The organism is Desulfovibrio intestinalis, assembly GCF_014202345.1.
Taxonomy (GTDB): Bacteria; Desulfobacterota; Desulfovibrionia; order Desulfovibrionales; family Desulfovibrionaceae; genus Desulfovibrio; species Desulfovibrio intestinalis.
The window spans coordinates 504,741-525,927 of the sequence record NZ_JACHGO010000001.1; the positions used below are offsets into that span (position 1 = coordinate 504,741).

Genomic DNA, 21,187 nt, shown 5'->3' on the forward strand with positions numbered 1-21,187 from the left:
GATCATTCCAAAACCCGACCGCTGAGATCGGGAGTGTCTTCGGAGCTTCGCCTAACAGTACATGCCCCCATTTACACCAAGCACCTGCCCGGTGATGTAGGCGGCTTTGTCCGATGCTAGAAAGGCCACAGTTTCGGCCACTTCCTGAGCTGTGCCCATGCGCTTGAGCGGAATAGAATCCTCATAGCCTTTACGCACGTCGTCGCTGAGAATAGCGGTCATGTCTGTTTCAATAAAGCCAGGGGCCACAGCGTTGACCGTAATCTGCCGGGCGGCCAGTTCTTTGGCGCAGGACTTGGTGAGGCCCAACAGGGCGGCTTTGGCCGAGGAGTAGTTGACCTGGCTTGCGTTGCCTATCTGACCCACCACCGAAGAAATATTTACAATGCGGCCCTTGCGGCTTTTGCTCATGATCTTGGCAGCCTCGCGAGTACAGATGAAGGCACCGCGCAGGTTGACGTTAATGACCTGATCAAAATCCTCATCCTTCATACGGACAAGGAAGCCGTCCTTGGTGATACCCGCATTGTTGACCAACACGGCAAGGTTAGCGCTGTCCTTGATCTCGCGAGCGAAAAAATCGGAAACAGCGGCGCTGTCGCTTACGTCCAGCGCAAAAGCCCTTGCCTGTCCACCAGCTGCCTTGATTTCGGCAACCACTTGCTCCGCTTCAGTGGGGCGGCTCACATAGGTAAGAAAAACCTGAAAACCGTCGCGGGCAAGGGTTTGGGCAATAGCCCGCCCAATACCGCGCGAGCCGCCAGTCACAAGAGCTGTGGGCGTAGCGGTGGGCGTGGAATGCTCTGTACTCATGCTCGTTCTGCCTTTGCTGAGAGTGCTGTTTATAGCGTGACCATACGTTGATTTCAATGCCAGAGAACAAGGAATATCAAATATGTCCTACAGCAAAACTGTGCTCTGGCCTGAAAGCGCCGCCTTCGGAGGCTGGCCTCGCCATGAGGCGTTTGTGTAAAATCCGCGCGTGAAAAAGGCTACAGGTTGGCGGCTTGAGCGCGGAACATCATGAAAAGATTAAAATCGCAGCAGGGCCGCGCCCCAGGTCAAGCCCGCGCCAAAAGCCGTAACAAGCAGACGGTCGCCAGGTTTGATGCGTCCGGCGGCACGAGCCTCTGAAATGGCCAGCGGAATGGAGGCTGAAGATGTATTGCCGTACTTGTCCACGTTGACAAAAACACGGTCGCCGGCCATGTCCAGGCGGCTTCCAACGGCCTCAATAATGCGCATGTTTGCTTGATGGGGGACGAGCAGGTTCACGTCTTTGGTAGAAAGACCATTGCGGGTCAGCACCTCTTCACAAATATGCACCATGTTGCGAACTGCGTGCTTGTAAGTTTCGCGTCCCTGCATGGTGATGAAGAAGTCGTCACCGATGGGATCACCCTTGGCGTAACGGCTGCTGGTGCCGCCGCCTACCACAATAAGATCCCGCTGTGTGCCGTCGCTCTGGCACACTACGTCTTCAAGTCCGGCAAGGACATTGCCCGGAGATCCGGTGACAATGCATGCTGTGGCCGCATCGCCAAAGAGTACACAAGTGCTTCTGTCGCTCCAGTTTACACGGCGGGTCAGAGCTTCGGTGCACACAAAAAGTATTTTGGCATCTGGCTGGTGGGCCAGCAGGCTGCGGCAAAGGGATAACCCGTAGATAAAGCCGGAACAGGCCGCGCCAAAGTCAAAAGCCATAACAGGCCCGGTGCCGAGCTGCCCCGCAATGATGCAGGCTACAGAAGGGGAGAGCACATCAGGGGTGCAAGTGGCTGTGATGACGTGAGTAAGCTCAGAGGCCTCAATACCAGCTTCTGCCAGCGCCTTGCGGGAAGCTTTAAGGCCCAGATCGGAGGCGTTTTCGTCGTCGGCCAGCTTGTGACGCTGCTTTATGCCAGTGCGGGTGACAATCCATTCTTCATTGGTGTCAACCACCTTGGTGAGGTCTTGGTTGGTCAGGACCGCGTCCGGCACATAGGTGCTCAGGGCAAGCAAATGGCAAAGAGGATTCATGCTGTAATACCGTCGGTTAGATGGCGCGTGAGAAGCGCGTAAGCTCCTCGTTGGCCAGAATGGTCTCGGCAAGGTGGCTGTTGGTGCCCTTGCGAACAAAGGTGCCGCCCATTTTGATGGCATTGGTCATGGCCAGGGAACTGGAGCGGCCATGACAGACAATGGCCAACCCCTGAAGACCCAAGAGTGGCGCGCCGCCGTATTCGGCATAGTCAATGGTGCTGGCAAACCGCTTAAAAGCCCCTTTGGCCAGCATGCCGCCAAGGGCTGGCAGAACGCCACTGGTAAAGACCTTTTTAAGCATGCGCATGAGCGATGAGGCCAGGCCTTCGCTCATTTTGACCACCACGTTGCCTACAAAACCGTCGCAGACCACTACATCCAGATCGCCGGTAAAGATGTCACGCCCTTCGGCGTTACCCACAAAATTGAGGTTTTGAGCCATCTTTAGAAGCTCATAGGCTTCTTTGACCTGAGAGTTGCCCTTTCCTTCCTCTTCGCCGATGCTCAGAAGGCTGACTCGAGGCGAGGGATAGCTTAGCAGATCCCTTGCGAAGGCGTCGCCCATAAGGCCAAACTGAAAGAGGTGGTAGGGGCGACAGTCTACGTTGGCTCCGGCGTCAAGCACGACCACAGGATTCTTTTCCGTGGGCAGCAATGCGGCCAGAGCCGGACGTTCCACACCTTGAAGGCGGCCCATAATGAACATGCCACAGGCCACAGTAGCGCCAGAATGTCCGGCGCTGACTACGGCGTCAGCGGCACCCTCCTTAACCAGGCGGCAGGCCACCTGAATAGAAGAGTTCTTTTTGCGGCGCAGAACGTCTGAGGGCTTCTCATTCATGTGCACCACATCATCGGCCTGAACAATATCAAAATGCACGTTTTTGAGGTCAAGCTTATCCAGCTCGGCCTCCAGCTTGGGGGTGTCGCCCACAAGCTGGACATGCAGATCATAAAGTCGGGCAGCCTCAATGGCGCCCGGTACCACCACGGAGGGACCGAAGTCCCCGCCCATGGCGTCCACGGCGATGATGGGGCGCTCGTTCATTACTCGCTATCGGTCTTAGCAACGACCTGGCGACCCTTGTACGTACCGCAGCTGGGGCAGACGCAGTGGGGCACGGTAGGCTCACCGCAGGAACAGTAGATAACGGCGGGAATGGCCACACGATCATGCGAGCGACGCATACCCTTACGGGAGCGGGATTTTTTGTTCTGTTGAACGGCCATGGTATTCTCCTTTTCTGTCCTTACGGACTCATAAGGCAAAGGTATGGCGGGTAGCTCCAAAAAAGGGCTTGCCCGCAAGACTCAGCAGCTTAGTAAAAAACTTTAGAAATGTCTAGGCTCCGTCTACAGTAATCCGTCAGTCGTGAGCCGTTTTTTGCAAACCGCCATCTGATGTGAAGATGAGTCGGCTTGTCAAAATTTGTTTAGTTCTTGTGCAGGGTAAGTCCCCGCAGAACAGCCATACGGGGGTCAACTTCTTCGTGCTCGCAGGCGCAGAGTCCTTCATTGAGGTTTGTTCCGCAATTGGGGCACAGGCCTTTGCACGTCGTGTTGCACAAGGGCGTCACGGGCAGGGCCAGCATAAGTTCTTCCCAGCAGATGGCGGCCAGATCAAGCATGGGCGCATTGTTTACAAAAACAAGGCGACTGGCGGTGTCTTCCTCTGGCATGGCAGGGGTATGTACACCGGGGCTATCAAGCTCATCGCTTTCTGGCTGTTCTTCAAAATCTTCAAACCGTGAATTGACGACAGCGGGGGCGTCTTCGGCACAGCGGCTGCACGGCAGAGCCACTTCGCCGGTCAGAGTGCCGCGCACGAGCCAGCCACCTTCAGTGGGCAGCACGTAGATGCTGGCGCTCAGGGGCTTGGTCACGCGGCAGTCCATACCGAACTCCTTAATGGAGTTCTGCCAGATTGCCTGGTCGTCCAGGTGAAATTCTCTGCCCTCCGGGGGGAGGTCGTTGAGAGAGATGCGATAATTTTGCATGCTGTACCTCGAAAGTTGGACTACATACCCTTGCTCATACCAGTTGTCAAGAAAGACAGCAAAGGCCATTTTTACCCAGCGGGCAGGCAAAGCAGCCGGGTGGCTTCTGCCAGAATGCCGTCGCGGGCGCTTTCAGTTACTGTACTTTGGGTAAGATAGAGTGCCAGTATAACGGGCTTTCCCGTTGGGGACAGCAGAATACCCACGTCATTGGCTGTGCCATTGTTGCCGCCGCCTGTCTTGTGTCCGACCTTCCAGCCGGATGGAGCACCCGCAGGTATGCGACTGGCCCCGGTAGCGCATTCCATTAACCATTGCTGTAAAAGTGCGCGGTGCTGTGAAGGCAATATGTCATTCATTAATAGAGCGTTTAGCGTCAAGGCCATAGCTGCGGGGCTTGATGTGTCGCGCATGTCGCCGGGGTCTGCCTGATTGAGGGCAGGCTCCATGCGATCGAGCCTAAAAACATCGTCTCCAATGGAGCGGGCAAAAGCTGTCAGACCAGCAGGCCCGCCGATCATTTCCAGAAGCAGGTTGGCGGCGGTGTTATCACTATATTGCACTGCCGCTGCGCACAGCGCCTCTACTGTCATGCCAGTGTTCACATGTTTTTCAGTCACGGGCGACCAGGAAATGATTTTTGCCTGCCCGTAATGCACAAGGTCATTTATTCTATGAGGGTGTTGTTTGAGCACGGCCGCTGCTACTAGAACTTTAAACGTGCTGCAAACGGGAAAGGCTTCTTCGCCCCGGTAAGTATACAGACGCCCTGTGGCGCAATCGAGGCGGGCTATACCAAGCCTGCCGCCTGACACGGCCTCAAGCCGCGAAAGTTTTCCCGTCAGCTCGGTCTGGCCAAGCCCCAAGAGCGATGATGAAGAAAATCCCAATGCCTCTGCGGCATCGAGGGGGCGGGGTAGAGCGCATAGCCCTGCAAAACAGGCCAATCCTGCCAGACCCGCCAAAAAGGTTCTTCGCTTCAGGGTGAAGTGTTTGGGGCTGCTGTTTTGCGGCATTTTATATGTCGTTGTGGTTTTGCTGATGTATGCCTGAATACGGCAATGTCAACAGAGTAGAGCATTACACTTTGAAAATGCTTTGGCGGTTCGTGCGCAAAAGCACGGCTATTGATGTGTGACCTAAACGCAGCAATAGGCGTATTTTACACAAGAGGACAGTACTTTCAGAACTAATCTGTTCTCCAGGGGGGAACGCAGATTCTTGCCGCAAAATAGATAGAGGTGAACGGCATTCTCCGTAAATCACCTATTTTAAACGATGATTTTCTAGAGTCCGGCAAAAAGAAGAACCACGGCCAAGCCCACAAAAACCAATCCGGCCGCCCGGTGGATAAGCACCTGCCCGCCCGGTGATTTGTTGAACCATAGGGCCAGCCGACCGCCCAGCAAAGCTATACTGAAAAAGACCACAATGGTGGCCAGCATGAATAAAAGGCCCAGACTCAGAACCTGCATGACCATGCTGCCTCGCGCCGGATCGCAGAACTGCGGCAGAAAGGCGAGAAAAAAGAGCGAGACCTTGGGGTTGGTCACGTTCATGACAATGCCGCGTCGATACAAGGGTGCGAAGCCGGGAAAGGGGGCACCATCCCCCCTGGTCACAGCCAGAGCGGCTCCTGCCTTGAATGACAGCCATGCCAGCCACAGCAGATACCCGGCGCCTACAGTTTTGAGTACTGTGAACGCCAGGGGAGAGCTTTGAAAAATGGCTGCCACGCCTAAAGCAACGGCAGCTGTATGCACACAAAGGCCAGTGACGAGGCCCAGGGTTGTTACAATGCCAGCGCCAACGCCGTAGACGGCAGACTGCGTGAGCACAAAAATATTATCCGGCCCCGGTGCGATGCCCAGAAGAAGAGAAGCAGCAAAAAAAGCGAGAGCTACGTCCACAGTCAGCATTATTTTTGTTCTCCATCCAGCAAAAATGCGATTTTGGCGTGGCGGGGTTTGCCCTTGACTGCGATCTCCAGCCGCAAGGCGTCAGACTTGCACGAGCAGCTTCGGCTGGTCAGCAGATGTACCGGGCGTCTGCCACGCGTGTAACGCGCTCCCCCCGGCAAGGCACCGTTGTGTTGCGCCAAACGCCGCTCTATATCACGGGTAACGCCGCAGTACAGCGTGCCGTCAGCACATTCCAAAAGGTAGACCAGCCAGCAGTCAGATGTCATCGCCATTCTTTGTACATAGTTATGATGCTGTCATAGCTCGTTCATGTAAAGGTTCGCTCTAGTCCTGTCTGCAAGAGAGGGCTTTATTCCTGGCTAACCATTAAGGAATATTGGCCGTATTGGCACATAGCCTCATGATCCGCATGCAAGGCCTATTTTGCCTTTACAGGGGGCAGCGTTCACAAGATGCCAACGGGCGTTAATCAAAGCCCCCGGCAAGCCATGCGGTGAGAAAAAAGGACAGTACCCAGTTGCTCATGCGCCAGAGCCAGGGGTTGGGCATGACTCCCGTGGTCATGAGCCGCATTTGCCGCAACGTACCAACTATCGAACCTATGGTGTGAAAAAATACAAATCCCAGACCAGCGAGAAATCCGAGCTGTGCAAGGCAGACGAGAAAAATGGCAAAGGTGACGCAAGGAGCAAGACAGGCATTGGAATTTCCCGAGCCTGTCATCCATATCTGGCCCAAGGGTGACCCGGCCTGGAAGCCGCCGAAGTTGCCTCCATTGAAGGTACGACGATAAAAACGTCCCTGTGCGTCATTCTGGTTGTAGCCGTTCTGGCTGCCCTGGCCGCCATTCGGTCCAAATGTCTGACCCTGGTGATGGGCCCCTTCCTGTTCGTGGGATGAATCAAAAATTATTTCGGCATCAATAACTCGCCGCTGTTCATCCCCGGCATTGGCGTTGCCTGCCTGTCGTTCTGCCGGAACAGGCAGGCGCTCGTCATGAGGCAAATGCTCATCGCCGGGATTGTTTGGGGGAACGTTCGGGGGGTGGCTCATGCTCGGCCTCCTGGTCTGTGCCTTTCACGCGGGCGGATTATTGATAGGACTGATAACAAAGGCTTGCAGTGTTTGTGCCTGCTGGATGCCGGAGCGTCAAGGGGTATGCCCTGAGGTGGCGCAAAAGCTTTGTGTGGTATCACTGGATGCCCATCCTGAACTCTTGCCAAGTCCAATTGGCGGCGCTAATCTTTTGGCAGAGGGCACGGTCACGTTGGCCGAGGCCTGAGGAGGTTTTATGAAAAAGAAATGCGCTGCGATTTTTCTGACAATGGCGGTTTTTTTGTTCTCAGCTTTGACCGCGGGTGCGCAACCCGTGGATCAGGTGGAGAAAAAACTCGACGAGGCGTGGACAGCCTATAACATCGGCCAATACCCGAAGGTGCTGCAACTGGTGCAGCCTTTGGCTTCGGACGGCAACGCCCGGGCTCAGATTATCCTTGGCCGTTGTTATGAAAATGGTCTTGGTGTGCCTCAGGATATGGAAATGGCTGCCAAGTGGTTCCGTCTCGCGGCGGAGCAAAACAACAGCGAAGCCCAGGTACTTCTGGCGTATCAGTATGAGTTGGGAGTGGGCGTACCCAAGAATGACGCGACAGTGGTCGACCTTATGACCCGCGCCGCCAATGCCGGTAATGCTGAAGCTCTGTTCAATCTGGCCCTTTACCACGGTCAGGGCAAGTACGGCTTTGCTAAAAACCCCACTGAAAGTTTCCGGTTGGCCAAAATTGCGGCTGATCACGGCTATGCCCAGGCAGAACGGTATGTAGGCGCCTGCTATGAATTCGGTGTCGGCGTGCCTGAAAACAAGGCTGAAGCGCAGATATGGTACGGGAAAGCCAAGGCTCAGGGGTTGGAAGAGGACGGCAATGTGTTCAACTTCGTGCGTGAATACACGATGCCTTAGGGCATGGTAACTGCAAAAAAAAGTAAAATATCCGCCAAAGTACAGGTTGAAATACCTGCTGCAAAGAGCGTAGATTCGTAAAAGATCGTGCTTTGGCAGATTGCCTTTTTTGAAGCGGCACACGCTAGTGCAATGAATGTTCTGCGGGAAAAGGCCCCCCAGGCCCGTGTGGCTGATGCTCTAAAAAAGCAGATGTTGGTGACCAAGGCCGCCTTTTCACTCAGAATAACTACAAAAACAAGGCCGCCCGGGCAAAGGGGCGGCCTTGTCTGTTTATGGGATAAATCTGGCTGTTATGAGAGTTTTTGTGTGTCGAGATGACGGGGGCAGGCAGATGACCTTCCCTTAAAGGCATGTACAGAGTTTTTGCTCTGTCTATACGGTGTTTCCGCGTTCCACCCGAATATGGTTCAGAACCGTTAGCCGTTGCAGCAAACCCTTAAGGGCGTAACGGATCTTGCTTCTGGCGTCTTCCATAAGGTCTTGCCGAATTTCCTGAAAAGCCTGCCCCAGAACCTCTTCAATATATTCTCTGTTCTTTGCGGTGATCTTTTCCCGATTTTTTTCATTGAGAAGAAATTTGGGCAGTCTTTGTCGCTGTAGAAATTTTTTGCCAAATTTGCCCAAGGCCCATGTTCCGGCAAAGGCTGCAGCCCCTCCGAGCACCGCGGATATTGGCTCACCTGTTGTAAGCAGCATTTTTTCGCCAATGGCAAAGGCCGCCACACCAGGCAAAACGGCCACAGCCATAACATCCATAGTATTAAGCAGCGTAAGGCGTGAAACCTTCACCTGCACGGCGTCGAAAAAACTTGTGCTGAGGGTGTGGGCTGAAAAATTCAGTCTGGGTGCGAGGTAGACGCCATTTTCACGCAACCAGCGGTTGAATTGCAATCGTAGTTCTTTTTCAATTTCTTTGCGGGCTGCTTCTGTTCGCTCTTGAACTATGGTTAACAGGCCAGTATCATTCTGGATTCTTTCGCTGATTTCCCGCTCGATGTCTTCAACCGTTTTTCGGGCTTCCTGAGCAGATTCAAGAACACTTAATATATCTCTGACAGCAATACGTTCTGCACAGGTTTTGGCTGCCATTTTGGTGTGCTTTTCAAAAATGCCCTGTGCCAGATCAGAGACCCTCATGCAAAAATCTTCGCTTTGTTCCTCTAGCAGGGTCTTTATCCTGAGGTGGGTGTTCAGCAGCATAGGATAAAGGGCGAGCCCAAAGGCGATATCTTCATAGGTGCGCGGGCTCATAACAATATTATCTGTGCCGAAAACGTCACGAACCGCATCGTGCGCAAAAAACCAGCCGCTGCTGCCGCCTGTGAGAATGACTTTGTCTATGCTCTTTTGCCGCCTGATTTCGTAAAGAATATCCTTGAACCAGGAGATGAGCCCTACTTGGCGGCCTTGCAGCATATCTCCGGCAACAGCCCCCAGCGCGCCCCTGTTGGCATACTGACGAAGTATGCCCAACAGCGATTCCGAAGCCGTATAGCTTTCAGCCGCGTTGACCACTTGCTGCCATGTAAGCTCATGTAAATAGGCGTGTTTTTGTTTGCCCTGCGCATCGAACCACGAAAGGTGCAGGCTGACGGCACTGTTGACATCCTGCTGCAATATTTTGGAAAAGCGTTCCTTTTCTGCCTTACACAAAACCCAGTGGACGTAATACTCACAAACGTCAGCCTGGACCTGATTGAGCAGGCCGGGGTTGTGGCGGCAGAAAAGTTGAAAAAGCAGGTCGTCAAAAAGGCGTCCACCCAGCAGGCGATCGCCGCCGCACTGTAGGATTTCCGAATTCTCAGCCAGGGTGAAATCGCAGGTGCCGCCGCCAAAGTCCAATATGAGCAGGCTGTGTTCCAGGTCATCCAACTCTATGGCCCCAGACTGGAGGCAGGATATCATGGCCGCGTCAGATTCCTTGATAAGGGAGGGTGCAGGCCAGCCCGCATCTTTGAAGCATTGTGAAAGGCTTATACCGAAGCTTTCGCGCGTTCTGGAGGGAACACCTACAAATATCTGGCTATCTGATTCCAAAGTATCCTGCGGCAATTCTTTGCGCAGCATGCGAAGAAAATCAGTCATCCAGCGTGCAGCCTCGGCATTTTCTTCGCCTATTTCTGGTTTGAACTGACTGCGAAGTTCGCGGCGTGAACGCAGGCTGGCATTGGCGTAATACTCGCTCTCTGCCAAATGGCCGATCAAAAGAGGTGAATCGTTTTCATAAAGAATGGCGGTTTCAACGCAACCATCCGGCGCGCTGACCCGAGGGAGTATCACGGGGTGTGGAGCCGATGAACTTTTATGCGCGCCGTAGACGTAGGTGTTGCTGGTGCCAAGGTCTATGCCCAGTATTTTCATGCTCTGGCCCTCCCGAAGGGGGCGGTTTCTTTCTGTACATGCCCCTTGATGACCGCGTCGCCTGCCCGGGAATAGCGGCGTAGCACACGGCAATGGTCGCCGTTTTTCACAAGGCCGATGGTGTCGTAAAGTTCTGCATGAACGGCGTCGTCCCACAGAATATGACCATCGTTTTCGGCAAGGTTGTACCCCATAAACGCAAGCTGTTCTGTGAGAAACTGTCTGGGCTCCTCCTCCATACCGTCCAGCAGGTGAATAACGCTTTGGGCCAGGGGGCAGTCATTTCTGTGGCATTTGCCCGATTGCGGTGTTGCCAGCTCTGTGCCCCTGAGGCTGTCCAGCTCTGCCTGCAACTGGTCCCAGACAGAGAAAAAGGTCATGAGATTACGAGCGCGGGCTTGCGCCTGCTGGTTCAAAGAAAGCTTGAAGGCAATTACGTCAAGCGAGGTGGTTTTTTTTGCCAGTAGCACAAAAAGAAATGCGGCTCCAAGCAGCAGATATGTGCGCTTCAAGAGGCCCGGCGCGCTGCTTGTTCCAAAAACGGCACTTTTGAAATCCGCCCAGGAGGTCAGCCGAAGAATTCCGGCGACTATGCTGGCGGCAAAGGTTGCCAGTGCGCCCAGACCCAAAAAGATCAAAAGCCGGGTTCGTGCCTTGGGATTGCCTGCCAGATACTCAGCGCCGTAGAGCATGCCAAGCACCGTGGTCACGCGGATTATTTCCCCGCCCATATCTATGAGGCCCAACAGGTTTGACAACAGGCCGCCAATAAAGAAGCCAAGAAAAACGATACCTGCCATGCTCGGCAGGGAGTACCGCTTTACATACAGGACATCAGTGGAAAAATCCGGCATGTCGCGGGCAAGGCTCCAGCGCAAATCTTCGGGGATGTCTGCGCTGGTTGATTTTGCGGCGCACAAAGCCACAAGATCTTCCTTGAGGTCAGAAAGAAGCTGCCGATGCTGTGTAAAATCCTTGGGAAAAGATGTTATTTTTTCAAGGGTTGCATCTGTAACTGACGTTATATCTGGCATGGATTCAGTTGCGGGGCTGGTCATTGTCATCTGGTTGTCCCGGTTGCGGTGTGGGGCATGCAGTCAGAGGGTGCGTACTACTGGCCTCAAAGGCGAAAACAGAGATGATTTTGAACAATTTATTAATGAAATAAGTCAATTGTTCTGCACAAATTTGTGTGTAAATCTGTGTCACCAAATAGGCGTTGGCGAGCTTTGCTTGCCGTAAAGCGACTATTTAAAGAGTAAAATGCTCTAAAAACATGCATGTGAAAAGGTAGCGCACACTGCTGCCAAGTCAAGGGCGGCGCGGTTTCCGTACATGGACATTGACGAGGTAAAGAACATAAAATCATCTTGCCGCAGAAGGCGTTAACCATGCGTTAGGCTGTGTCGCCACAAGCGTCTTTTCAGTTATTTCTGCGCCGAATTCCGCTTTGATCCCGTCGAGCGCGGCTAGAGGACACATCCTGCATACGAGGCGCGTGATTTTTGATATAACTGAGGATGTATCATGTGATGCTGCTGCCTAAGATGTCAGGCAAAAATGTTCGGCAAAGCTGTTTGGATGGTAGGATTGGCTGGATAAAAGGAATTGCTGCCTGATTAATCGAGATGTGCATCAAGCGGGGTAGCGGCCAAGGCCGAGCTGCGGCTGAAGATGACATAAGGGAAAGCAGCTTTTCTATGTCAGAAGTGTGCTCTTACGTTTTTTCCGGAAAAGAATGAGGCTATTTACCCAGTACCAGGAAAAAGACGGAGCAGTACGATCTCTCGCATATTTTCGAGCGAGATACGTCATGCAACAACGCTAAAGTCATCTGCTTTCAGAGCCAAGGTGTGCTAGACGAAGCAGCCTTTTAATAATGGGTCTTCGTCCAGAATGCGGCGCGCCTCAGGCAGACAATCGCGCAGTGAAAGCACGGTGAAAAAATCTTCTTTCATGCTGGGCGCAAGACGAATGGCCTCAAGCCATTCCTGTTGGGAAAAGGGTGCGGCACGCAGGGCATCCCAAAATCCGGTTTTAGTGAAAACATCGGCCAGAATTTCCGTATTCCGCTCTTGAAACTGGCTGACAAAGTAGGTGGCCATACCAACCTGAAGGCCATGCAAATGCGGATGCGCCGATGTAGCATCCAGAGCGTGAGAAATAAGATGCTCGCTGCCGCTTGTGGGGCGAGAGCTGCCGCAGATTTCCATAGCTATGCCATTCAGCATGAGAGCCGTGCCCAGTAAGGCCATACCGGGAGCGTCATACGAGGGATTGGCGAGAAACTGGTGCACCGTGGCATCGGAAAGCAGGGCCGCAAGATCGTTGACGGGTTCGCCCTTGTTGTGAAAGGCCAGTTTCCAGTCATAGACAGCGGTGAGTTTTGCCACCAGGTCACCGATGCCCGACAGCCAGAGAGACCGCGGCGCTGAAAGGCACACGTCCACATCAATGATAACGCCCTGTGGCAGCGTGGCTGCCAGGGAACGGCGCTTCCCGTGCATGGTCAGGCTGGATTGCGGGCTACAAAAGCCGTCGTTGGAAAGAGAGGTGGGCACGGCAAGGTAGGGAAGCCGGGCCAGAAAAGCCAGATATTTTGCCATATCCAAGGCTTTACCACCGCCCAGCCCCACAATGGCCGTGGTCTTTTTGGGCAGAAGGGTGAACAGCTCCACCACGTCTTCAAAGCTGTTGTCGTCCACATCAATCCAGGGGCCGGTGTGGATGTGGTTTTCCTCCAGTCCGTTCCGAGCCTTTTGGGTGACGGCATCCGGCAGTTGCCCGGTCAGTATGAGAACATTGGTAAAGCCGGAGCGGCTCAGGTAGATGCCAAGGCGCGACAATGCGCCCGGTTTGATGCGCACGAGGTAAGGAACACGGATATGGCTGTTGTTCATTGAGCGCTCCTTTGCGTGTCTCTGGAAAGCAGGGCATCGGCTACGTCTGACCAGACAGAAAAACTCTGAAATTCTTCGTGATAGCGGCCAAGGGCTGTGGCCAGATCGGCCCGGGCGAACCGCAGGCCGGGGTTTACGCCAAGGGCGGCAGGCAGGTCGGCAAATCCGTCGCCAGCAAAGGCAACGGTGTAGCCCTGGCGTGTGTATGACCGCACAATACCTGCCTTGTCCACGCCTGTCTCGTGACAATAAAAAGGAGAATCCACTGGGCCTTGCATACGCAGGCTGCCGTTGTCCTCAAGGCTTGTGGGATTTGAATAGATTTCAAGGTCCACTCCGGCTGCGGCCAGCACCCGCCGGATATACCAGTCGCACCCGGCTGAAGCCACTACAATTTCCCAGCCCGCGTTGCGCAAACTGTCAACAGCGGCGCTCAGGCGTGGATCAGGATTCATTGCAAGGGCCAGTGCGTTCAGTTCGGATTCCGAAGCGCGAACCTTGGCAAGAATTTGCTGCAACGCAGAAAGGTGGGTGATTTTTCCTTCTCGGTATTCCTGCCAGGGGGCAATATCCTGCGGTGTTAACAGATTTTCAACCACCATCTTGTAAAAATCGTGAGCGGTGATGGTTCCGTCAAAATCTGTCACAAGAATGCGGGGACTGGTCATGATATTTCTCCCTATGTCGTGGTTGATAGGGGGCTACGGCTGGCTGGGCGCATTGTCGTTGCAAATGCAAGATGTTTAACAACGGGAAAGCAGAATTGTTGTTTGCAGCGATGCGCCGTAAACTCAGTAAGAGATCGTGCTGCCAGCAGGACGCCAACTTTGAAGTGCGAACATTTTCAAGTTTGTTTGCTAGTCGCCAGCGTTGCGGGCAATTTCCGCCAGGGATCCGCTAACGGCTCGCAACAGATCTTCTGGGTTCAGCAGTATCTGAACCCCGCGTAGTCCGGCGCTTATGTATATACTTTGATGCTCAAGCGCGCTGAGGTCCACATAGACGGGATAATCTTTTTTGCCGCCCAGGGGGGAGCAGCCGCCCCGCACATATCCGGTAAGAGGGCGCACGTCTTTGAGGGGTACCATTTCCACATGCTTGTTGCCTGAGGCGGAGGCCAGAGCCTTGAGGTTCAGCTCGTCATTGGCGGGTATGCACGCCATAAGCACGCCAGTTTTATCACCCCGGGCAACAAGTGTTTTGAAGACCGTATTCGGCTCCACTCCCAGATGGTGGGCCAGCGTGACACCAGAAAGGTCGTTTTCGTCCACGTCAACCTGATGCAGGGTATACGCGATGCCCTGATTTTCCAGTTGCCGGGCGGCATTGGTTTTGCTGATTTTGGCTGCCATGATCGGTTAGTTGGGCGGTTGGCGAAAAATTGTCAGGAACGGTTGAGCCAATGGGACAATTTTTTACGCAAAGCCGCCAGGCTGACGGGTTTGGAAATATGGTCACTCATGCCCGAGCGCATGATTTCATCTACGGTTTCGGGCAGGGTAACGGCGGTCATTGCAATAATGGGCAAGGGTTTTTTGCCGATTTTCATCTTTTGCCGGATTTCAGTGGTGGCGGTCATGCCATCCATAACCGGCATATACACGTCCATAAGAACGGCGTCATAAGAATTTTCAAGCGCCATGTGCACGGCTTCCCGGCCATTTTGGGCCAGATCGCATTCAATGTGAAGATGGCGCAGCATGGCCTTGGCGATTTCCTGATTGATCTCGTTGTCTTCCACCAGAAGTATCTTGAGATCTTCTGTATTCTCCAGCGGGGGGACGCCGTGTGAATCGTCCTCGGCTTCGCTGTATACATTTCGGGCTGGCATGCAGGGGATGCGCAGGTGGAAGCACGAACCGGAACCGAGTTCGCTTTCGCACCAAAGGCTGCCCTGCATGAGTTCCGCAATGCGCTTGCAGATGGTCAGTCCAAGGCCTGTGCCGCCGAAGCGGCGGCTGATGCTGGAGCTGGCCTGAGTATATGGGTCGAAAAGATGTTGCTGGTATTCGCGGCTGATGCCCATGCCCGTATCTGAAATGATAAAATGCAGGCTGTCTTCTGACTTGTGTTGTTCTCTGATAATTTGCAGGCCTACATTGCCCCTTGCCGTGAACTTGACCGCGTTGCTCAGAAGATTGAGCAACACCTGTTTCAGGCGCAAGCCATCGCCCCACAGTTTGAGAGGCACGTCATCCGCCAGTTCACATTTGTACTGAAGTCCCTTTTGTTCCAGGGGAAAGCGAATGGATGTGTATACAAAATCAAGAACTTCTTCGACCATAAAGTTGACGTTTTCCAACACCATCTTGTTGGCTTCAATTTTGGAGAGGTCGAGGATGTCGTTAATGATTGCAAGCAGATTTGTGGAGGATGAGCGTATTTTGTGCAGGTATTCTTTAATATCCCCGTCAGGTGCGCTTTGCAGCGCCAGATGTGTGAGGCCGATGATGCCGTTGAGCGGGGTGCGTATTTCGTGGCTCATGTGAGCCAGGAATTCGCTTTTTGCCTGCGAGGCAATGACTGCAGACTGTTTTTCGTGCCGCGTGCGCAAAATATCTGTAACGTCGGTGGCGATAGACAGGCGCACGGGTTTGTCGTCATCCCACTTGATGACTTTGTCCACAACCGTATAGGTGCGCTTGGACATCTCGTTCTGGTAGGTCCATTGATATGGCTCGCCCGTTTCCTGAATAATGGAATTTGTGCAGTAGGGACAGGGGTGTTCGCGCCCCATGAGTTTTTTGTAGCAGATGTCGTGTTGTAGATCTTCAGGATCGGGAAAGGTTTCTTTTACGCTTTTGTTTGAAAACAGTATCTTGTTGGTTTCCATGTCAATAATACAGACAGGATTGGAAAACGCGTCCAAGATGTCGCGCAGTTGCCGATGTTTTCGGCGTAGTCGCCCGTAAAGACGAAAGTGCGTCAGTACCATTGCCAGGATATTGCCCAGTAAATGACAGATACTGGTTTCTTCAGGCGTCCATTCCCGCGCCTGGGTTTGCCGGGTGAGGCAAAGCCCCCCGTACAACTGGCCTTCGTGCAGGATAGGGATGCAGAATGCGGATTTGATCTGGCGGGCTTGCAGCGATTTTTTTTGTGGTCCTTCGGGCAAGTGCTCAACGTCTGAAATGCACAGGCTTGCCCGGCGGGTAAAAGCTTCAAGCACCGGGGCAAGATCATCAAGGGTGGGCGGGGGCAGGCTGCAGGCTGAGCTTTGCCGGGCGCTTGTCCAGGCAAAGGGCTCGAACCATGTGTCGTTGATGTATTCTATAAGGGTTACCTGCCCGCAGTGCAGGGTTTCGCCAATACTGGCCAGACTGGCCTGCAGGAAGGGTTCCTTACGGTCGTGAAGGAGCGCTGAACTGGAAATTTCCAGTGCCAGAATCAGGGGGTTGGCATAGGGGCCGTCAGAGGCCTTGAAAGGGGCTGACATGCGGCGCTCCAAAAAAGGTTAAGCAAATTGCTGCGATAAGGTGGCACCATATCCGGTTGAAGAGAGGGGTGTCAATAAAAGGGGCACTATAGAGCTGGTATTTCGTTAGAGCATTTTAACTTTGAAAAAGCTTAAATCCTCTAACGCTGCACCGCGGCGTGAATTCCGTCGAAAATCGTATTTCCGGCAGAATGATAACTGTGAAATGTAATGCATTTCAAAGTTAAACTGCTCTAGTCCTCTACCCACAGAGAGGCAAGACGATCGGCCTGTTGCTGGTGGTTCTTCTCAAGATGAAGGCGCAGTTGTTGGAGAAAGCGAGCCGCTTTTTCATCAAGATGCTGTAAATCCTTATCATTCGTTATAATCATGTCACACGCGGCCATCTTGCGTTCTTCAGGCCATTGCCAGGCCTCAAGGGCAGCCATTTTTTCCGGGCTCCACCCTCTGGTCTCTGCCGTGCGTGCAGTGCGCAGGGGCAGGGGGCAATGCACCCCTACGGTCAACGGCTTCGGCGAAAAAAGCTGCTGCCAGCCGCATTCGAAATACAGAGGAATTTCAGCCGCTGCCAGGGGGGCACCCTGATCTTCCAGGTGCGACCAAAAAATTTCCACAGCCTGTCTGGTCAGGGCGTGAACGGTCTGCTCCACGTCCCGACGCAGCACGGGATCTTCCTGCATGGCGGCTAAAAGAGCTTCCTTGTTTACGGAACCGTCAGCTTCAAGCAGGCTGCTACCGCGCAATCGGCCTATCCATTGGCTGCCAGCGCCTTTGGGAGCATAAAGGTCTGCCACAATCGTGTCGGCACTGATGACAGGCACGCCTTTTTGGGCCAGAAAAGCCGTAAAGGCAGATTTGCCGCTGCCTGGGTTGCCAGTGATGACAAGCCGCTGCATGCGGCTGTCTGTTTGCAGGGCTGCGTCCGGCATGTCGTCGGGCGGCGGGCAGGAAAAATTCATGGCTTCGCCGTTGACAGGATGCGTGAAGCTCAAGCGCCACGCGTGCAGCATTTGGCGGGGGGCCATGCTTTGCACGGCTTTGGGGGCATACAGTTTATCGCCCAGCAGGGGGTATCCCAAGTGAGTCATGTGTACGCGTATCTGATGGGTTCGTCCTGTGTGGATACGCACGGCGAGTAGTGAGATGCTCTTGTCTTCCGAATGCCAGAGACGCTGCCATTCCGTATGGGCATGCCTGCCACCGCGATTTTCCGGCACAATGGCCATTTTTACCTTGGCGGTGGGGTGACGCCCCACAGGTTCAAGGCACTGCCCGCTCTGTGGAGGAAGTCCTGCCACAAGGGCCAGATATTCCTTGTGGACCTGGCGTTCAGAAAAGGCGTTGCTGAGGCTGAGACGGTCGATTTCGGTAAGGGCCACAACCAGAAGGCCGCTGGTGTCTTTATCGAGCCGATGCACAATGCCGGGGCGTTGCCCTTCGATTTTGCCCAACTGGGGAAAGCGCGCCAGAAGGCGCTGCACCAAGGTCTGTTCCGGGCAGGAGGGGCAAGGATGCACAGTAAGACCTGCAGGTTTATTACAAACCACAAGGTGTTCGTCGTGCCAGAGTACTTCCAGATGCCCGTCTTCAGGCTGAAGCTGGCTGGATATTTCCGGCAGTTGCAGGTGTACCTGCTGCCCCGTCTTGACCTTGGCGGCGGGTCTGGTTTCGACGAGTCCGTCCACGGTACAGTGGCCGGACTGAATGGCTTTTTGCAGGGCCGCCCGCGAAAGATCAGGTTTGGCGGCGCTCAGTATACGGTCAAGTCTCTGGCCTGCCTGAGCGGCGGTGATTTCCAGTTGCAGGCTGCTCACTGAAGGGTATCCGCCGGGGTGGAAAGGGTACGCAACCTGTCCACAAAGGTCGTGCCCCTGTACAGATTTTTCAGTTCACTGCCAGGCGTGATGGACGTGACAACAGCTCTGCCAATGACAAAGCGGGCATTGTCGTCATTGCCTTCTACCGTGCGAACCCCCCAGACATTGTGGAAAATGGCCGGGCGACCGTCGTATTTGCCCACATAAAGCATGATGTGCCCGCGCATGCCCACAAGGCTCAGGAAGGGAACGCCGTAGCGCAGGATGGTGTCTTCTTTTTCTCTGGTGGTCATGCCTTCAAGGGAGTTGACGGCCCCTACGCGGGCCTGCCCACCGGAGTTGCGGGGAAGCCAGATGCCGAAAGGCGTGAAAATGTCGCGGGTGAGGGCAGAGCAATCCCTTTCGCCAAACATGCCGCCCCAGCCATAGCGCTGCCCCATCATGACATTGCCCACGGCAGCCACATTGTCTGGCGTCAGGGGCAGGGGGCGGGCAACTACATCAGATGAAGATACCGTGAATGGCGCTGTGCGGGCCATGCCGTTACTGTCTTTAACCGGGGCCAGCAAGGTGACTGGCGGCGCTGCTGGGTCGTTGTATACGATTGACGCACTCAAGCCCCCTCCGGCAAGGGTGGGCAGTATGGTGCCTATACTTACGTTTTGCCCCCCGGTTGAGGCGGAAGCCCCATACTGGGCGGTCTGGTCTGTGAGGCGCACGTTGTCTCGTACAACTGCCGCAAACGAAGCATTGCGGTAAAGCGACATAAAGCTGTCGTCAACCAGCGCCAGGTCTTCGGCATCAACCCATCCGCCCGCTATGGGGCATTCCACAAAGTGCCATCTGCCGTCGTTGGATGTATGAGCAATCAGCACAGGCGTGCCCAGGGGCAGTAAGGAATACTGAAAGTAGTCGAATGGGTTGGCACGCGGGTCAGGCGTGGGTTCGGAAAAACGCGTCAGGTGCGTGGGCATTTCACGCAGGTCTGTATTGCGTACTGTAATGGCAGCCTGAGCGCGATTGGGGAAGTTTTTGAGGTTGGCGTTGCGGGCCATAGCGTCCCATTCCATCTGGGTCCAGCGTTCGCTGCCTTGCTTATAGCCACGGGCCTTATTGAAAATGACGGCAACATCGCGTTTGCGCACGGAGGTTTTACGCATTTCCCAGGGGCCAAAAAAAATTCGGTCAAAGCGGGCAAGCTGACGGCTCTGTTCTGCCTGAGAAATAAGCCTTTTATTTTGCCCTGCGTTTTTTGCGTAAACTTCAAGGTTCTGTGGGAATTGGCGCAGGTCGGCTATGGTGCCCATCCATGAGGGGGCACTTCCATCGCGGGGAGGAACACTTTTACCGCCACATGCGGCCATCAGAAGCAGAAGGGATGCAAGACAAACCAGACGAAGGCGGGAAAACATGAGGGACCCTCCGGGCGGGAATTAACCGGGATCATCCGGTCTTTTTACATATTAGCACTTCAAATATGTAGTCGGCAATGCATTCTTTTCAGCAGGTTTCGTCTGTTGCCAGCATATGTAATATTGACATTAGTTCGCTACCTTCTTAAAAGAGACTTCGCTGTCACCATCGTCTATCCGGTTAGGACGGCGGCCTCTCAAGCCGCTAAGACGGGTTCAAATCCCGTTGGTGACGCCAAATTAAATCAGGTACTTACAGTCTTTGGCTGTAAGTACCTTTTTCTTTATGGCTTTAGCCAGTTGAGCGCGCTGGAACAAGCGGGTGCGATGGCTGTCATTGATTTGCGCGCATGTTGGCATATTGGTGCAAATAAAAAAGCGGGAATTTCTCTCCGTTTTTGTCGTTCTACGCAAGTTGTTTTTGACTTGGATACGGCTCTATGCGCAGACGCAGGCAATGTTGCCAATCGTTTTTTGAGAATCCTCACATTGCGGAACTGCGCAGACTAATGGAGAGAGCATGTAAAAACGGGCGGGCACGCATCGGCCCCTTAACTAGTATATTTGTTCTTCAATGCGGGCATAAATCTGCAATGTAGGATAGTTGAAGATTTACATATTGATATTTTTGCCTGTGTTTTAGCAATAGCCGATATTGAATTTGAAAGCTTTATTTGCCCAACCTGTATCGGTATTGCGGGGAAATCATACATAAAAGGTATGGCTGAAGACGATTTGCCGGATAATTCCTTGCAAGGTGCCTTGAGCTGGTTCAACGGCAGTCCTTCTGCCAGAGCTTCGTTTTTTTTAAGAAGGCTATCGATTACAAAGAGAGTTTGACGAATTTTCTTCCCTGTCTATATGGTTATGGTGCTTCGTTGGCCCTGGCTGTATTCCTGTGTGGATGCAGCCAATTGAAGCTGCCCACCTTGCCCTAGTGCAAGGTGGGTCTTTTTAAAGCTATGCAGCTAATTTTTTCTATTTGTCTATATTGTTGACGCTGCGGCAATGGATATGCTTATTGCTGTATATAGAATTTATCTAAAAGTTTATGGGAAGAGTAAGGAGAGGCAGGGGAGCCCGTCCTGGCTGGCGCAGGGCGGGTTTTTTCCGCCGTTTTGCCTTGTTGTTTCGGTTGGCCCTATGCGCGCATCGGGCAGATTGCGAAATTGTTAGGTGTTTCCGAAGGCAGTGTGGTTGCCTCTTGCGAACTTTTGAATGGAGCACCCTAAAAAGGTTGATACAACAAGCAGTACTGAATCTATGCTTGAATGCATGTGTTCTTGGCGTTGTACAGGCTCATTTTGGCGCAGTATGTTGAACGCATTTGGATCAAAGCAAAATTAGAAAAATGCTG

General features: G+C 53.6%; 18 protein-coding genes and 1 tRNA gene. 2 read left to right on the forward strand and 17 right to left on the reverse strand.

The window, feature by feature from the left end; genetic code table 11:
• Positions 1-51: 51 nt before the first annotated feature.
• The 9 genes from fabG to HNQ38_RS02250 all read right to left on the reverse strand — a co-directional run bounded on the left by fabG (position 52) and on the right by HNQ38_RS02250 (position 6,994).
• Positions 52-813 carry a 3-oxoacyl-[acyl-carrier-protein] reductase gene (gene fabG / locus HNQ38_RS02210; RefSeq protein WP_183717763.1) on the reverse strand — a complete coding sequence of 254 codons (762 nt, stop codon included), beginning with the start codon at positions 811-813 and terminating at the stop codon, positions 52-54.
• 219 nt (positions 814-1,032) lie between these two features.
• Complete coding sequence (locus tag HNQ38_RS02215; protein WP_183717764.1) at positions 1,033-2,019, reverse strand: beta-ketoacyl-ACP synthase III; 987 nt, start codon at positions 2,017-2,019, stop codon at positions 1,033-1,035.
• Between the two features lie 16 nt (positions 2,020-2,035).
• Positions 2,036-3,070: a phosphate acyltransferase PlsX gene (gene plsX, locus HNQ38_RS02220; RefSeq protein WP_183717765.1), complete on the reverse strand. Its 1,035-nt coding sequence runs from the start codon at positions 3,068-3,070 to the stop codon at positions 2,036-2,038.
• Positions 3,070-3,252, reverse strand: coding sequence for a 50S ribosomal protein L32 (gene rpmF / locus HNQ38_RS02225; protein ID WP_179981261.1), 183 nt, complete (start codon positions 3,250-3,252; stop codon positions 3,070-3,072). The genes plsX and rpmF overlap by 1 nt, the downstream gene beginning before the upstream one ends.
• 203 nt (positions 3,253-3,455) lie before the next feature.
• Complete coding sequence (locus HNQ38_RS02230; RefSeq protein WP_183717766.1) at positions 3,456-4,019, reverse strand: YceD family protein; 564 nt, start codon at positions 4,017-4,019, stop codon at positions 3,456-3,458.
• Positions 4,020-4,090: 71 nt separating this feature from the next.
• The gene (gene bla / locus HNQ38_RS02235; RefSeq protein ID WP_183717767.1) at positions 4,091-5,035 is read right to left on the reverse strand and encodes a class A beta-lactamase; all 945 of its coding nucleotides are present in this window, start codon (positions 5,033-5,035) and stop codon (positions 4,091-4,093) included.
• 270 nt (positions 5,036-5,305) lie between these two features.
• Positions 5,306-5,938 carry a LysE family translocator gene (locus tag HNQ38_RS02240; RefSeq protein ID WP_183717768.1) on the reverse strand — a complete coding sequence of 211 codons (633 nt, stop codon included), beginning with the start codon at positions 5,936-5,938 and terminating at the stop codon, positions 5,306-5,308.
• The gene (locus HNQ38_RS02245; RefSeq protein WP_183717769.1) at positions 5,938-6,207 is read right to left on the reverse strand and encodes a GIY-YIG nuclease family protein; all 270 of its coding nucleotides are present in this window, start codon (positions 6,205-6,207) and stop codon (positions 5,938-5,940) included. The genes HNQ38_RS02240 and HNQ38_RS02245 overlap by 1 nt, the downstream gene beginning before the upstream one ends.
• Before the next feature lie 199 nt (positions 6,208-6,406).
• On the reverse strand, positions 6,407-6,994 hold the full coding sequence (locus HNQ38_RS02250; RefSeq protein ID WP_183717770.1) for a hypothetical protein: 588 nt from the start codon (positions 6,992-6,994) through the stop codon (positions 6,407-6,409).
• 238 nt (positions 6,995-7,232) lie between these two features.
• Between HNQ38_RS02250 and HNQ38_RS02255 the strand changes: the two genes are divergently transcribed.
• The gene (locus tag HNQ38_RS02255) at positions 7,233-7,901 is read left to right on the forward strand and encodes a tetratricopeptide repeat protein (RefSeq protein WP_183717771.1); all 669 of its coding nucleotides are present in this window, start codon (positions 7,233-7,235) and stop codon (positions 7,899-7,901) included.
• Between the two features lie 375 nt (positions 7,902-8,276).
• Here HNQ38_RS02255 and HNQ38_RS02260 read toward each other — a convergent pair whose 3' ends face one another.
• From HNQ38_RS02260 to HNQ38_RS02295, 8 genes are all read right to left on the reverse strand, one after another.
• Positions 8,277-10,265, reverse strand: a complete 1,989-nt coding sequence (locus tag HNQ38_RS02260) for an Hsp70 family protein (RefSeq protein WP_183717772.1) — start codon at positions 10,263-10,265, stop codon at positions 8,277-8,279.
• Entirely contained in the window at positions 10,262-11,329 is a 1,068-nt protein-coding gene (locus tag HNQ38_RS02265; RefSeq protein ID WP_183717773.1) for an adenosine deaminase, read from the reverse strand. Before HNQ38_RS02265 ends, HNQ38_RS02260 begins: the two co-directional genes overlap by 4 nt.
• Positions 11,330-12,121: 792 nt before the next feature.
• Positions 12,122-13,165 carry an iron-containing alcohol dehydrogenase family protein gene (locus tag HNQ38_RS02270; RefSeq protein WP_183717774.1) on the reverse strand — a complete coding sequence of 348 codons (1,044 nt, stop codon included), beginning with the start codon at positions 13,163-13,165 and terminating at the stop codon, positions 12,122-12,124.
• The gene (locus HNQ38_RS02275; RefSeq protein WP_183717775.1) at positions 13,162-13,833 is read right to left on the reverse strand and encodes an MtnX-like HAD-IB family phosphatase; all 672 of its coding nucleotides are present in this window, start codon (positions 13,831-13,833) and stop codon (positions 13,162-13,164) included. Before HNQ38_RS02275 ends, HNQ38_RS02270 begins: the two co-directional genes overlap by 4 nt.
• A 189-nt stretch (positions 13,834-14,022) precedes the next feature.
• The gene (ybaK, locus tag HNQ38_RS02280) at positions 14,023-14,517 is read right to left on the reverse strand and encodes a Cys-tRNA(Pro) deacylase (RefSeq protein ID WP_183717776.1); all 495 of its coding nucleotides are present in this window, start codon (positions 14,515-14,517) and stop codon (positions 14,023-14,025) included.
• Between the two features lie 32 nt (positions 14,518-14,549).
• Positions 14,550-16,601 (reverse strand): ATP-binding protein, encoded by a 2,052-nt coding sequence (locus HNQ38_RS02285; protein ID WP_183717777.1) that lies wholly within the window; start codon positions 16,599-16,601, stop codon positions 14,550-14,552.
• A gap of 233 nt (positions 16,602-16,834) precedes the next feature.
• On the reverse strand, positions 16,835-18,415 hold the full coding sequence (locus HNQ38_RS02290; RefSeq protein ID WP_183717778.1) for a dephospho-CoA kinase: 1,581 nt from the start codon (positions 18,413-18,415) through the stop codon (positions 16,835-16,837).
• Complete coding sequence (locus HNQ38_RS02295; RefSeq protein WP_183717779.1) at positions 18,412-19,830, reverse strand: NlpC/P60 family N-terminal domain-containing protein; 1,419 nt, start codon at positions 19,828-19,830, stop codon at positions 18,412-18,414. Before HNQ38_RS02295 ends, HNQ38_RS02290 begins: the two co-directional genes overlap by 4 nt.
• A gap of 162 nt (positions 19,831-19,992) precedes the next feature.
• Here HNQ38_RS02295 and HNQ38_RS02300 point away from each other — a divergent pair.
• Positions 19,993-20,068 (forward strand) — tRNA-Glu (locus tag HNQ38_RS02300).
• Positions 20,069-21,187: the final 1,119 nt, after the last annotated feature.